This is a genomic window from Acidovorax sp. 107, assembly GCF_003058055.1.
In the GTDB taxonomy this organism is placed as follows: Bacteria; Pseudomonadota; Gammaproteobacteria; order Burkholderiales; family Burkholderiaceae_C; genus Acidovorax.
In genome coordinates this window covers 1,993,668-2,006,799 of record NZ_QBTZ01000001.1, presented here as the reverse complement: position 1 = coordinate 2,006,799, position 13,132 = coordinate 1,993,668, and the positions used below count along the sequence as shown (strand labels likewise).

Sequence of the window (13,132 nt, the reverse complement as noted above, 5' to 3'; positions counted from 1 at the left end):
CAGTCTCACGCTGCGGGCCCGTTATTGCAGGCCCGTGGGTACGCTGGTGCCCAACGCTTGCGAACCGACACTTTGCGCGAACCTGCCGCAGATACCAAGCTGCGTCCTCACGCCGCGTATCAGGCTCGGAGCGTCTCGGAGGCAGCCAAACGGTCCAACTCTGCGCAGACGTCCGCCATGCGGCCTGCAATCACCAGGCGACCCGAGCCTGTGTCAGAGGCCCGGCGCAGCACCCTGGGGGCCTTGGGGGCGCAGGTGTCTGTGCCTAAGCACGCCAAAAAGGCTTGCCGCTTGCTGCCATGCGCGTGTGCTGGCAGAAAAGACCGGTGAGCGGTGGGGCCGGCGGGGCCCTCCGGTGCCCGTACAGGAGGCCTTGCGGTAAAAGGCCAGTTACCGCGCAATGGGCGCTGTCCTGGGGGCTCCGTGGAGTTGTTGGGTGGCGTTGCAGAGGTTGCATGGCTGCGACAGGCCATTGCCATCAGCGCACCGGTATTGGCGCCTGCCAGGTCTCCTGGCTCTGCCGACAAGTTCTGCCGGACTTTGGCCGTACGCGTCGGGTTCGCAAACAGCTGTTTCAGGCTGCGCAGAGGGTTCTGCACTGAAGAAAGGGTGAACAAAGCAATTCCCATGTGAAAACTCCGAAAGTCGGGGGTTGGACATAGGCAGGATTGCGACGTGGTTGTATGCCAAAGCACCTGAAAACAGCGCGAATCGATCCCCCGGCAGAGCAGCGAGCTGCTCCGCCGGTGCATCAATCAAGTCTTGCTTGAGAGGCCTTGGCGTTCAACGGGACCTGCACCGCAGGGCTGATGTACCGACCACGATGATCTGTACGTCAAACGCCCGCCACCCACGGTGTGGCCCTGTGGATATGTGCTACATGAGCATGGTGTTGCGGATAAGTCCCACTGCCAAGCCTTCAATTTCGAAGGGTTCGCCAGGCTGCACCACGATCACTGGATAGTCGGGGTTCTCGGGCAGTAATTCGATGGCAGTCGCTGTGCGGCGCAGTCGCTTGACGGTGACATCGTCACCCAGGCGGGCCACGATGATCTGGCCGTTGCGAGCCTCACGGGTGGACTGCACCGCGAGCAAGTCCCCGTCCATGATGCCGACGTCGCGCATGGACATTCCACGCACCTTGAGCAGGTAATCGGGCTTGTGCTGGAAGAGGCTGTTCTCCACGCTGTAGGTCTGGTCCACGTGTTCCTGCGCGAGAATGGGTGACCCCGCTGCCACCCGTCCTACCAGGGGCAAGACCAGCTGCGACAGGCCCGGGATGGGCAGGCTGAACTGGTTGCCACGTGCGGCGTTGATGGAGCGTACCGTGTCGCCACGCAGGCGGATGCCCCGCGATGTGCCGCTGACCAGTTCGATCACGCCTTTGCGGGCCAGGGCCTGCAGGTGTTCTTCAGCCGCATTGGCCGATTTGAAACCCAGCTCGGCCGCGATTTCTGCGCGGGTGGGGGGCGCGCCGGTGCGTGCGATGGCGGTCTGGATGAGGTCCAGAATCTGCTGCTGGCGGGCGGTGAGTTTGGGGTTGTCGAGCATGGTGGTTTCCGGTGCAGACGGTTACAGTGATGGACAACTGTTTTTTAATCCAGTAACTGTATTTTTCACCAGTTTTTCGGAGTACGCAAGTGAGTGGGCAAAAAATTGTGGTTTTGGGCACGGGGGGCACGATTGCTGGTACCTCGGCACAGGCGGGGGACAACATCGGCTACACCGCTGCGCAGGTAGGGGTGGAGCAACTGCTGAATGCGGTGCCCGGCTTGCAGGCGCTGGCAGACGGCGGCTTGGTGGCAGAGCAAGTGGCCCAGATCGACAGCAAGGACATGGATTGCGAGGTTTGGCGCACATTGGCACTGCGATGCGCCCACCATCTGAACGACCCGGAGGTGCGGGGTGTGGTCATCACCCACGGCACGGACACCCTGGAAGAGACGGCCTGGTTTTTGCACGAAGTGCTGGATGCGCGCAAACCCGTGGTGCTGACCTGCGCCATGCGGCCCGCCACCGCCCTGACCCCCGATGGTCCCCAGAACCTGCTGGACGCGGTGGCCGTAGCGCTGGCACCGGGGTCGATGGGTGTGCTGGCAGTTGCTGCGGGTGATGTGCATGGCGCTCGCCATGTGCAAAAAGTGCATCCCTATCGCGTCAATGCTTTCGGCTCCGGGGAGGCTGGCGCTTTGGGCTGGGTCGAAGAGGGAACCGTTCGTTGGGCATTCAATGGGCCCGTAGTGCTTGAAAATCAAGCCTATGGCGCTATGAATAGTGTAGTAAATGCTGCTGCCTGGCCCTGGGTGGAAGTGATCATGAACCATGCAGGTGCGTCGGGCAGGGCGGTGGACGCCCTTGTGCGCGAGGGGGTGCAGGGCTTGGTGGTGGCCTGCACTGGCAATGGCACGATTCGCCATGATCTGGAGGCGGCCTTGCTGCGTGCACAGACCGCTGGGGTGCGGGTGGTGCGCTCGACCCGCTGCGCCGAGGGGCAGGTGCTGCCCAAGCCCGGAGACGCGCTGCCTGCCTCGCAAGGTCTGTCACCCGTCAAGGCGCGGGTTGCCTTGATCCTTGATTTGCTGCGGATGGATTGAGCAGGAAGGGTTGCGCACCGTGTTCACTGCCCTCAAGACTTACGCCTGGGCTTACCCCGCGCTCGAAGTCGTACACATCGTGGGCATTGCGCTGTTGCTCGGCAATCTCGTTGTGTTGGAGTTGAGGGTGTTTGGGCGCGGTGCGGCCTTGCCGGTCAAAGAACTGGCCCGGCTGAGCTTGAGTCTGGCGCTGTGCGGCTTTGGGCTGGCGGCGGCGTCGGGTCTGTTGATGTTTGCCACCCAACCCATGGAGTTGATCAGCAACCGGGCCTTTATCTGGAAGATGCTGTTGTTAATGCTTGCGGGCTGCAATGCGGCGTGGTTTCATGCACGCGGTTCGCTCACGCGCCTGGATGGTTTGTCGCGTTGGCAAATGCTGGCCTCCATGCTGGTGTGGCTGGCGGTGGTGGCCTGTGGCCGCTGGATCGCGTACGTTTGACATTTGCCCCTTTGTTCATCAGGAGCCTGTATGAGCCTGCAACGCCGCCATGTGCTGATCGCCGCGAGTGCCTTGCCTTTGGGGGTGCATGCACACCATGGCTGGAGCAGCTTTGATGCAGATCGGCCGCTGTATCTGGAGGGCACCGTGAGCAAGGTACGCTGGCAGAACCCGCATGCGGAGCTGGAGCTGGAGCTATCCGCCGCGCTCCAATTGCCTGCAGACCTTGCGCAGCGAGCAGTGCCCGCTCAGACTGCGCCCGTGGATGGGCGTGCGTTGCTGGCCAAGACTGTGCTGCCCACCCGCAAGGACCGCGTCTGGGAGATCGAGCTAGCGCCCCTGACCCGCCTGCAGGCCTGGCAGGTGCCGGAGATCAAGCCGGGCGCTGCGCTGTCCGTTGTTGGGTTTACCTCGCGGGATGAGAAGGGTGCGGCGGTGCTGCTCGCCGAGTACCTGTTTGTGGGCAGCAAGGCCTATGGCTTGCGCTCCAGTCCTGCCTGAGCGGGGCAGGGTAGTCGGCGTGGCGGCTGCGTTCGCGCCTGCCCTGGGGCACGACGCTGGCGGCACTGTTTCCGCCCTTTATTGATTCACCATGAAAAAAGCGACACCCCGGTGTGGAGCGTCGCTTGATGGGCATTGCCCGCCCGAGTCTGCGTCAGGCGGCTGGCGTGTGGCTCAATCGATCAGCTGGCCAGCGCCTGCAGCGCGCGCGCGGTGATCTCGTCCACGCTGCCCGTGCCACTGATGGCGCGGTACTTGGGCGCTGCGGCGGGTTCGGCTTGGGCCCAGCTGCTGTAGTAGTCCACCAGGGGACGCGTCTGGTCGCTATAGACCTGCAGGCGCTTCTTGACGGTTTCTTCCTTGTCGTCCTCGCGCTGGATCAGCTCTTCGCCCGTGATGTCGTCCTTGCCTTCGACCTTGGGGGGGTTGAACTTGACGTGGTAGGTGCGGCCACTGGCGGGGTGCGAGCGGCGGCCGCTCATGCGTTCGATGATGGCGTCAAAGGGTACGTCGATTTCGAGCACGTAGTCGAGCTTGACGCCTGCCGCCTTCATGGCGTCGGCCTGGGGGATGGTGCGGGGGAAGCCGTCGAAGAGGAAGCCCTTGGCGCAGTCGGGCTGCGTGATGCGTTCCTTGACCAGACCGATGATGATGTCGTCACTGACCAGGGCGCCCGAATCCATCACGGCCTTGGCCTGCAGGCCCAGGGGAGTGCCGGCCTTGACGGCGGCACGCAGCATGTCGCCGGTGGAGATTTGCGGGATGCCGTACTTCTGGCAGATGAACGTGGCTTGCGTGCCCTTTCCGGCGCCAGGCGCGCCCAACAGAATCAGTCTCATGGATGTCCTCGAAGGTTAGAAATCGGGTGGCGCCGCTGGCGGGGACGTTCGAAGGGCGCCTGAAGCCGTTCTGTGCGCCCGGGATGCGGTGCTCTCGTTACAGTTGAGGATAGCATGTGACCGCCTTGCGCTGACTTACAGGGGTGACCGTTTCTAGGTCGGCGCCCCCACCTGGCCGCCAGGCGTCCCCCCATGCGTGCAAAGCGCGCCCCAAGTGCGCACCGCCAAGAGCCTGAGAACGATCAGCAGAGCAGTGCGCGCACCCGTTCCAGGTCCTCAGGCGTGTCCACGCCCGGGCCCGGCGCCACGTCCGCCACGTGCACGGCAATGCGGTGACCGTGCCAGAGTGCGCGAAGCTGTTCCAGCGCCTCGACTGCCTCGGTCGGTGCGGGCGCCAGTTGCGGAAACTGCCGGAGGAACCCGGCGCGATAGCTGTAGATGCCCACATGCCGCAGCGGCGCAAAACCTTGCAGCGCCGCCACACCGGGCTGGGCGGCCTGCGCCGCGCCTTGCCACCAGGCCGTGCCCGCGTGGTCGCGCCCAAAAGGGATGGGTGCACGGCTGAAGTAGTGGGCCAGACCCCGGGCGTCCAGCACCACCTTCACCACATTGGGGTTGGTGTAGTCGGCCAAGGACGCGATGGCATGGGCGGCGGTGCCCATGCTGGCTTCGGGGCGTTGGCCTTCGCGGTCTTGCAGCAAAGCGGCCACGTCGTTGATGAGCGCGGGGTCTATCAGCGGCTCGTCGCCTTGCACGTTGACCACGATGTCGTCGCCGTCCAGCCCCAGTTGCACGCACGCTTCGGCCAGCCGGTCGCTGCCGCTGGCATGGTCGGCCCGGGTCATGACAGCGTGTACGCCATGGGCCGCGCAGGCTTGCAGGATACGGGCGTCGTCCGCAGCTACCACCACGCGGGTTGCGCCGCTCTGTGCGGCACGTTGGGCCACGCGCACCACCATGGGCAGGCCGGCAATGTCGGCCAGCGGCTTGTCCGGCAGGCGGCTCGATGCCATGCGGGCCGGGATCAGCACCGTGAAGGGGCTTGCGGTGGCAGCGTGGGCGTTCACCGCTCCAGTTCCTCGTCGGTCAGCGTGCGGGCTTCGTTCTCCAGCAGCACCGGGATTCCATCGCGCACCGGGTAGGCCAGGCGCGCGCTGCGCGAGATGAGTTCCTGCGCCTCGCGGTCGTAAGTCAGGGGGCCCTTGGTGACGGGGCAGACCAGCAGTTCAAGCAGTTTCGGGTCCATGGGGAGGGGCTTTCCGGGGGGATTCGTTCAGGCAGGGGGCGATGATAGCGGCGGCTTTGCGGTCTCGGCTCCAGGGACGAGCTGGGCCAACCAGCCATTCAGCGCGTCAAAAAAGGAAGGTGCCAGCCTTACGGCCAACGGCACAGCCAGTGCGTCCGGGTGATGGCCCCAGAGCTTCACGGCGTCTTTTTCAGTGCAAACAAGCTGCAAGTGCTGGTCGGATTTACGCCGCCAGCTATCAAAATCATAGTGATCGGACAGCGCCTCGGTGCGTTCCAGGGTCAGACCTTGGGCACGCAGCATGGCAAAGAAGTCACCGGGCCTGGCCACTGCCGCCACCGCATGCAGCGGTTGCCCTTGCAGGTCGGCCAGCGGCACCTGGCGGCCGTCCGACTGCAGGGCGTAGGGCGCGAGGCTGCGTTGAAGCGCATACGCAGGTGCCGTCGTTCCACAGGGCGGCGCACTGCCCGCGTGCAGCACCATATCCACGGCGCGGGGCCAGGGCTCCCGCAGCGGGCCTGCGGGCAGCAGAAAACCGTTGCCAATGCCTTGGTCATTGAAGATGCAGATCTCCAGGTCCCGCTGCAGTGCCAGGTGCTGCAAGCCGTCGTCGCAGACGATCACATCGGTATCAGGGTAGGCCGCCAGCAGCGCACGTGCGGCGGTGATGCGGCGTGGGGCCACAAACACAGGCACCGTGCCGCCATCCGCCACGCTGCGGGCAATCAGGGCAGGTTCGTCGCCCACCTCGCTGGCGGGGCTGTCGGGCTGCACGGCACGGCAGTCTTGTGCACTGCGGCCGTAGCCGCGCGAGATCACGCCCGGGCGCAGGCCACGCGCCTGCAGGTGTTTGACGAGTGCGATGACTACGGGGGTCTTGCCGGCGCCTCCGGCAATCACATTGCCCACCACGATGACAGGGCGGCCCGGGTGTTCGGACCGAAGCCAGCCCCGGCGATACAGCCAGCGGCGCAGGGCCACCAAGGCGCCATACATGAGAGAGATGGGCCAGAGCGCCCAAGCCGCTGGACCCCGGGACTGCCAGATGTTTTGCAGCCGCTGTTCGGCCTTGGGTGGGGAGGCCTGTGGGGCCGAAGTCCGGGGCGACTGCGGCCCGAAAGCGGCCATGCCCGTCAGCGGCTGGCCGCGCGGCCCGACGCGGACGACTGCGTGGCAAACGTGATCTGCGTGAGGCCCACGCGGCGCGCGGCCTCCATCACCGTGACCACGGACTGGTGCGGCGACATGGCGTCGGCGCTGATGATGACCACGCTGTCGCGGCCAGCGGTGGCGGCGGTGCGCAACGCTTGCGCGATCGCGTCCACGCTCTTGCCTTCGACGCCGGTCTTGTTGACGGCGTAGCGGCCGTCTGCTGCCACCGAGACAATCACTTCCTTGGGGTGGTCGCGCTGCTGCTCGGCATCGGCCACGGGCAGGGTGAGCTGCAGCTCCGTGAACTTGCTGTAGGTGGTGGTCAGCATCAGAAAGATGAGGATCACCAGCAGCACGTCGATGAACGGGATCAGATTGATCTCGGGCTCATCCTTGGCGCGGGGGCGAAAGTTCATGGCGCTTATTTGGCTTTGCGCAGGCGCAGGATGTGGCGAACGAACTGCTCCGATGCCAGTTCCAGCGTGAGCAGATACGCGTCCACGCGGGCCCGGAAGTAGCGCCAGAAGATCAGGGAGGGGATGGCCACGATCAGGCCAAATGCCGTGTTGTACAGCGCGATCGAGATCCCGTGCGCCAGCTGGGCCGGGTTGCCGCCACCCATGGCTTGGCCCACACCACCGCCGCCAGACTGCGAGCCAAAGATCTCGATCATGCCGATGACGGTGCCCAACAGGCCCAGCAGTGGCGCCGCCGAGGCGATGGTGGCGAGGGCGGAGAGGTACTTTTCCAGCCGGTGCGCGACGGCCCGGCCGGTGCCTTCCATGGCAGCGCGCAGGTCGGTCTCGCTGCATTGGGGGTTGCTGTTGAGGGTACGCAGACCGCTGGCAAGCACCTCACCCAGGGCGGAGTTTTGCGCCAGCTGGTTCACCACGTCGGGGGTGGGCAGGGCCTTGGACGACACCGTGATGGCTTCGTCGAGCAGCTGGGGGGGGGCAACGCGGGCCGTTTTCAGGGCCAGAAAACGTTCAAAAATCAGTGCCAGTCCCAGGATGGAACACGCGACCAGGGGCCAGATGGGCCAGCCTGCGGCTTGTATGATGGACAGCAAATCTCTCTCCGCGCAGATGAAAGCAATCGGCGATTATGGCCTAGCTTGCAACGGCCGCCGAGTCACAAATAGTTACGCTATTGCGCATGCCATCGACCGGCACGCTCACCCACAAAAACTGTGGATAACTTTGTGGGCAACCCGCATCCAGAGCCCCGCCAAGTGGCTTCGCGCCGTGCTTGCAACAGAATGATGAAAAAATGTGCAATGAAAAACGTATATAAATCAATGACTTGTACGTGGGCTGGTGTTTTGCGGCCGATGCCGCCGTCGATGCGAGCGGCGACTCCCGCTGGTCCGAAACTGTGGAGTACTTGCACGGTGATCGCGGCGCCAAAGCCCGCCGTTTCTCATGTTTGAGCGCCCGGGCCCAGCAGCGGCGCCCCGAATCTGGGAAGTTGGCGCGCTGTGCCGCGCCATTGCTGACGCCTTGGAGGCGCGCTTCAATCCTGTCGCGGTGCGCGGCGAGATCACGGGCTTCTCACGCGCATCCAGCGGGCATTGCTATTTTTCGATCAAGGACGCCAACGGGCAGTTGCGCTGTGCCATGTTTCGCCGCGCGGCCACCCTGCTTGACTTTTCGCCGCGCGATGGCGAATTGGTGGAGGTGCGCGGGCGTCTGGGGGTGTACGAGGCGCGGGGCGACCTGCAGTTCATCGTGGAAAGCATGCAGCGCGCGGGGCAGGGCGCGTTGTTCGAGCAGTTTTTGCGGCTGAAGGCGCAGCTCGACGCCGAAGGCCTGTTTGACGTTGCACGCAAGCGCCCGCTGCCGTTGCAGCCGCGTGGCATCGGGCTGGTCACCTCAACCGGTGCGGCAGCGCTGCACGATGTGGTCACGGCGCTGCGCCGCCGGGTGCCGCACATCCCGGTGGTGCTGGTGCCCGCGCAGGTGCAGGGCATGGCCGCCCCACCGTCAATCATTGCAGCGCTATCAAAACTGTATCTGCTCGCGCAAGCGGGACGGGCACCTGGGGCTGATTCGACCCAGAGTCCGCCGATTGACGTGATTCTGCTGGTGCGCGGGGGCGGCTCCATCGAGGACCTGTGGGCCTTCAACGACGAGCAGCTGGCCCGCGCCATCGTGCAAAGCCCGGTGCCCCTGGTCAGCGGCGTGGGGCACGAGACGGATTTCACCATTGCCGACTTTTGCGCAGACCTGCGTGCTCCCACACCCACGGCGGCGGCAGAGCTGGTAGCTCAGCCGCGTGAGGTCTGGCTGGGCGTACTGGACTTGCTCGCGGGCCGCCTGAGCGATGGCGTGGAGCGCCAGCTCGATGCCCGCCACCAGCGGCTGGACCAGGCCGCTGCGCGTCTGGGTCGGCCCTCGGGCCTGGTGGCACGGGAGCAGTTGCAACTGGCGCGCCTTGCGCAGCGCATGCGCCACGGGGTGCTCCTGAAAATGCAGCGCCTGGCGCAGCGCCAACAACTGCTGGAGGCCCAATTGCCCCGGGCTGTGCAACGCAGCGTGGCGCAGAACGCAGAGCGGCTGGAGCGTGCCGCTCTGCGGCTGGATTTGCTGGACCCGCGCCTCGTGTTGCAGCGCGGTTATGCGCTGCTGACCGATACCAGCGGCCAGGCCGTCACCAGCATCCGCCAGGCCCAGCCGGGTGATGCGCTGCGGGCTACCTTGGCCGATGGGGCGGTGGATGTGACGGTGGCACAGCCACGGTTGCTGTAACTGGCCCACGCGGAGCGAGGGGCTGCAAGCAGCCCTGCTGTAGGACAGAGGCGGTTTGTGGCATGGTGGGCCGGATTGGGGAGTCCACATGCTGCACAGGTCACCTGATGTTCCTACAATGCCCCCTTCGCGCTGCGTCCGACTGCATTGCTCCCGAAAGAGAAGCGTTGCAGGCGGCATCCCAGAATTTCAAACCACGAGGAAACACCACCATGGAACACACCCTTCCCCCGCTGCCCTACGCCATCGACGCCCTGGCCCCGCACTACAGCCAGGAAACCCTGGAGTACCACCACGGCAAGCACCACAACGCCTACGTGGTGAACCTCAACAACCTGCAAAAGGGCACCGAGTTTGAAGCCATGACGCTCGAAGAGATCGTCAAGAAGGCCAGCGGCGGCATCTACAACAACGCTGCGCAAATCTGGAACCACACCTTCTTCTGGAGCTGCATGGCTCCCCAGGGTGGCGGTGAGCCTTCGGGCGCGCTGGCTACGGCCATCAATGCCAAATGGGGCAGCTACGCCGCCTTCAAGGAAGCCTTTGTGAAGTCCGCCGTGGGCAACTTCGGTTCGGGCTGGACCTGGCTGGTGAAGAAGGCCGACGGCAGCGTGGACATCGTCAACACCGGCGCCGCCGGCACGCCCCTGACCACGGCCGACAAGGCCCTGCTGACGGTGGACGTGTGGGAACACGCGTACTACATCGACTACCGCAACATGCGTCCCAAGTTCGTCGAGACCTTCCTCGACAAGCTGGTGAACTGGAAGTTTGCCGAAGCCAACTTCGCCTGATCGCTCCAGGCAGTCGCGGTGTGACGCTCACATCGCACTGACAACAAAAAACGGCCCGAGGGCCATTTTTTGTTGCTCCACTGAAAAGTTGAAGTCTTTTCTGCTGGATGCGTCCGGGAATCATGGCTGTAGTGCTATTAAATATATAGCTTCTGCAGCCGCTTGCATTACTGCCGGGCAAACGGAGTCCCGCCGAGTTTGGCCCCGGCCTTGATCCCCTTCTTGGCAAACCAGCCCTGGTTCATCTCCAGCACGTAGCGCACGGGCTTGGTGGAGCAGTGCGAATCCAGCGTCTGGGGCTTCATGTCTTCCAGGTTCACGATGGTGCCGTCATCGGCAATGAAGGCCGCCGTGAGCGGCAGCAAGGTGTTCTTCATCCAGAAGCACTGCTGGGACGGCTGTTCGAACACAAACAGCATGCCCTCGTGCGCGGGCATTTCCTTGCGGTGCATCAGGCCGGTCTGGCGTTCTTGCGGGGTGAGGGCGACCTGGGCATCGATGCGGTGCATGCCGGCGTTCAGATCCACGCGCCGCAGGTTCATCTGCGGGCCTTCCTGTGCCTGCGCGATGCCAGCAGATGCCGCCAGTGCATAGACCATCACAGCTAGCGTACCCCAGGCCCCGACTGCGCGGCGGGCAAGGCGTTGGGTGCCGATGGCACCCCGCAGGGCGGCAAACGGGAGGGCTGGGATGGCGCGTAAGGCGGTCATGGGCGGGGCTTTCTGGTCAACAAGGAACAACAACTTACAACGGACTGCGCCAGGGACGGACTGCAGGGGGCGCAAAAAGTTCGGGCAGTACGCAGGCGGGAGGCGGCAGCACCAAAGAAAACGCCCGCATCAGCGGGCGATTTTGAATCAGTGAAGGCCCGAGAACCCTGTGGCAGGGGCAGTCAGGCCTTGCGATGCTTCAGGCTGCCTTGTGGGCGGTTTTCTTCTTGGCGACCTTTTTAGTGGTCTTTTTCTTGGCGACCTTCTTGGTGGCCGGGGCAGCAGCCTGGGCCGTCATGGGAGCGGCTGCAGGAGCGGTGGTGGCAGGGGCGGCTGCGGGTGCCTGTGCAAAAGCACCAGCAGTGAACAGACCGGCCACGAGGACAGCGAGGAGTTTTTTCATATATGCCGTTTCCAGTGTGAACGAAGGTTGAAGGGCCGCGCGAAAACCGTACGGCTCCACTCGCAACGATAGCAGCGCCCGGCGCGTTGACAGGGGCTTGGACGAAAATTTTTGTCATTAGAATTGTTCGAAGTCACACCGCCACGCCTGCGGCGGTGCATCTTGTCCTCGCCTTGCCCCTTCATCGACCGAATCACCCTCGGCGCACACCGGAGACTCCCCCCATGACCACTTACCAGCACATCGTGGTGCCTGCCGAAGGCCAGAAAATCACCGTCAACGCCGACATGTCCCTGAATGTGCCGGACGAGCCCATCATTCCGTTCATCGAAGGAGACGGTACCGGCCTCGACATCACGCCCGTCATGATCAAGGTGGTGGACGCCGCCGTGGCCAAGGCCTATGGCGGCAAGAAGAAGATCCACTGGATGGAGGTGTATGCAGGCGAAAAGTCCACCAAGGTGTATGGCCCCGACGTGTGGCTGCCCGACGAAACCCTGCAGGTGCTGCGCGAGTACGTAGTCTCCATCAAGGGGCCGCTCACCACGCCGGTGGGCGGCGGCATCCGTTCGCTGAACGTGGCGCTGCGCCAAGAGCTGGACCTGTACGTCTGCCTGCGCCCTGTGCAGTACTTCAAGGGCGTGCCCTCACCGCTGAAAGAGCCTGAAAAGACCAATATGGTGATCTTCCGCGAGAACTCGGAAGACATCTACGCCGGCATCGAGTTCGAGGCCGAGTCGGACAAGGCGAAAAAGCTCATCAAGTTCCTGCAGGACGAGATGGGCGTGAAGAAGATCCGCTTCCCCAACACGTCCGGCCTGGGGGTGAAGCCGGTCTCCATCGAGGGCACCGAGCGCCTGGTGCGCAAGGCCATCCAGTACGCCATCGACAACGACAAGCCCAGCGTGACCATCGTGCACAAGGGCAACATCATGAAGTTCACCGAAGGCGGCTTCCGCGACTGGGCCTACGCGCTGGCGCAGAAGGAGTTTGGCGCCGAACTGATCGATGGCGGCCCTTGGTGCAAGCTCAAGAACCCCAAGACGGGCAAGGACATCACCGTCAAGGACAGCATTGCCGACGCCTTCCTGCAGCAAATTCTGCTGCGCCCGGCCGAGTATTCGGTGGTGGCCACGCTCAACCTCAACGGCGACTACATCTCCGATGCACTGGCTGCGCAGGTAGGGGGCATCGGCATTGCTCCAGGCGCCAACATGTCCGACTCGGTAGCGTGTTTTGAAGCCACGCATGGCACGGCGCCCAAGTACGCCGGCAAGGACTACGTCAACCCTGGCTCCGAAATTCTTTCGGCCGAGATGATGCTGCGCCACATGGGCTGGACCGCCGCCGCCGACCTGATCATCCGCTCGTTGGAGAAATCGATTGCCTCCAAAAAAGTGACCTACGACTTTGCCCGCCTGATGGACGGCGCCACGCAGGTGAGCTGCTCAGGCTTTGGCCAGGTGATGATCGACAACATGTAGGCCCGGTCACGCGTCGGCGCGGGCAATGTCGCCCGCGTGCTCGGCACGGTCGCCCATGGCACTTTGTGGCCCCTGATCCCGCAACGGGATCAGGGGCTTTGTGTTGGTGGGCGCCGCACACGTTGCGGCTGGTGGCCGGGCGCGGCGGGGTGCCGTTCATTGTTGGTGTTTTGCGGCATTCGCCCCTAATATGGATTGGCGCTGTTGCCGCCTGCGCTGCCTG

At 64.2% G+C, this 13,132-nt stretch carries 15 protein-coding genes; 6 read left to right on the top strand and 9 right to left on the bottom strand.

Translation table 11 applies throughout. The annotated features are described in order from the left end of the window. Nucleotides 1-876: 876 nt before the first annotated feature. The gene (gene lexA / locus C8C99_RS09480; RefSeq protein WP_056644864.1) at nucleotides 877-1,551 is read right to left on the bottom strand and encodes a transcriptional repressor LexA; all 675 of its coding nucleotides are present in this window, start codon (nucleotides 1,549-1,551) and stop codon (nucleotides 877-879) included. 89 nt (nucleotides 1,552-1,640) lie between these two features. Here lexA and C8C99_RS09475 point away from each other — a divergent pair, with 89 nt between their 5' ends. Genes C8C99_RS09475 through C8C99_RS09465 form a run of 3 tightly spaced genes read left to right on the top strand, consistent with a single transcriptional unit; the run spans nucleotide 1,641 to nucleotide 3,534 of the window. Continuing rightward, nucleotides 1,641-2,594, top strand: coding sequence for an asparaginase (locus C8C99_RS09475; RefSeq protein ID WP_108625605.1), 954 nt, complete (start codon nucleotides 1,641-1,643; stop codon nucleotides 2,592-2,594). Nucleotides 2,595-2,613: 19 nt separating this feature from the next. Continuing rightward, on the top strand, nucleotides 2,614-3,033 hold the full coding sequence (locus C8C99_RS09470; RefSeq protein ID WP_108627109.1) for a hypothetical protein: 420 nt from the start codon (nucleotides 2,614-2,616) through the stop codon (nucleotides 3,031-3,033). Nucleotides 3,034-3,063: 30 nt separating this feature from the next. Beyond that, complete coding sequence (locus tag C8C99_RS09465) at nucleotides 3,064-3,534, top strand: DUF6152 family protein (protein ID WP_108625604.1); 471 nt, start codon at nucleotides 3,064-3,066, stop codon at nucleotides 3,532-3,534. Nucleotides 3,535-3,716: 182 nt separating this feature from the next. On the opposite strand, the gene adk is transcribed toward C8C99_RS09465, so the two are convergent. The 6 genes from adk to C8C99_RS09435 form a co-directional block, all read right to left on the bottom strand. After that, entirely contained in the window at nucleotides 3,717-4,373 is a 657-nt protein-coding gene (gene adk, locus C8C99_RS09460) for an adenylate kinase (RefSeq protein WP_108625603.1), read from the bottom strand. 242 nt (nucleotides 4,374-4,615) lie between these two features. Beyond that, on the bottom strand, nucleotides 4,616-5,440 hold the full coding sequence (gene kdsB, locus C8C99_RS09455) for a 3-deoxy-manno-octulosonate cytidylyltransferase (protein ID WP_082576908.1): 825 nt from the start codon (nucleotides 5,438-5,440) through the stop codon (nucleotides 4,616-4,618). Continuing rightward, nucleotides 5,437-5,619 carry a Trm112 family protein gene (locus C8C99_RS09450; protein WP_056644853.1) on the bottom strand — a complete coding sequence of 61 codons (183 nt, stop codon included), beginning with the start codon at nucleotides 5,617-5,619 and terminating at the stop codon, nucleotides 5,437-5,439. Before C8C99_RS09450 ends, kdsB begins: the two co-directional genes overlap by 4 nt. Nucleotides 5,620-5,646: 27 nt before the next feature. Further along, on the bottom strand, nucleotides 5,647-6,747 hold the full coding sequence (lpxK, locus tag C8C99_RS09445; protein ID WP_108625602.1) for a tetraacyldisaccharide 4'-kinase: 1,101 nt from the start codon (nucleotides 6,745-6,747) through the stop codon (nucleotides 5,647-5,649). Between the two features lie 5 nt (nucleotides 6,748-6,752). Continuing rightward, on the bottom strand, nucleotides 6,753-7,187 hold the full coding sequence (locus C8C99_RS09440; RefSeq protein ID WP_015014243.1) for a biopolymer transporter ExbD: 435 nt from the start codon (nucleotides 7,185-7,187) through the stop codon (nucleotides 6,753-6,755). A 5-nt stretch (nucleotides 7,188-7,192) separates the two neighbouring features. Then, on the bottom strand, nucleotides 7,193-7,840 hold the full coding sequence (locus C8C99_RS09435) for a MotA/TolQ/ExbB proton channel family protein (protein ID WP_056644847.1): 648 nt from the start codon (nucleotides 7,838-7,840) through the stop codon (nucleotides 7,193-7,195). 352 nt (nucleotides 7,841-8,192) lie between these two features. Here C8C99_RS09435 and xseA point away from each other — a divergent pair, with 352 nt between their 5' ends. Both xseA and C8C99_RS09425 read left to right on the top strand, forming a co-directional pair. After that, nucleotides 8,193-9,518, top strand: coding sequence for an exodeoxyribonuclease VII large subunit (gene xseA / locus C8C99_RS09430; protein WP_108625601.1), 1,326 nt, complete (start codon nucleotides 8,193-8,195; stop codon nucleotides 9,516-9,518). A 212-nt stretch (nucleotides 9,519-9,730) separates the two neighbouring features. Beyond that, on the top strand, nucleotides 9,731-10,312 hold the full coding sequence (locus C8C99_RS09425; RefSeq protein WP_056644841.1) for a superoxide dismutase: 582 nt from the start codon (nucleotides 9,731-9,733) through the stop codon (nucleotides 10,310-10,312). Nucleotides 10,313-10,479: 167 nt separating this feature from the next. Here C8C99_RS09425 and C8C99_RS09420 read toward each other — a convergent pair whose 3' ends face one another. Both C8C99_RS09420 and C8C99_RS09415 read right to left on the bottom strand, forming a co-directional pair. After that, nucleotides 10,480-10,911 (bottom strand): DUF192 domain-containing protein, encoded by a 432-nt coding sequence (locus C8C99_RS09420; RefSeq protein WP_108627108.1) that lies wholly within the window; start codon nucleotides 10,909-10,911, stop codon nucleotides 10,480-10,482. A gap of 310 nt (nucleotides 10,912-11,221) precedes the next feature. After that, the gene (locus C8C99_RS09415; RefSeq protein ID WP_056644838.1) at nucleotides 11,222-11,425 is read right to left on the bottom strand and encodes a hypothetical protein; all 204 of its coding nucleotides are present in this window, start codon (nucleotides 11,423-11,425) and stop codon (nucleotides 11,222-11,224) included. Nucleotides 11,426-11,649: 224 nt separating this feature from the next. Here C8C99_RS09415 and icd point away from each other — a divergent pair, with 224 nt between their 5' ends. Further along, nucleotides 11,650-12,909, top strand: a complete 1,260-nt coding sequence (icd, locus tag C8C99_RS09410) for an NADP-dependent isocitrate dehydrogenase (protein WP_056644835.1) — start codon at nucleotides 11,650-11,652, stop codon at nucleotides 12,907-12,909. Nucleotides 12,910-13,132: the final 223 nt, after the last annotated feature.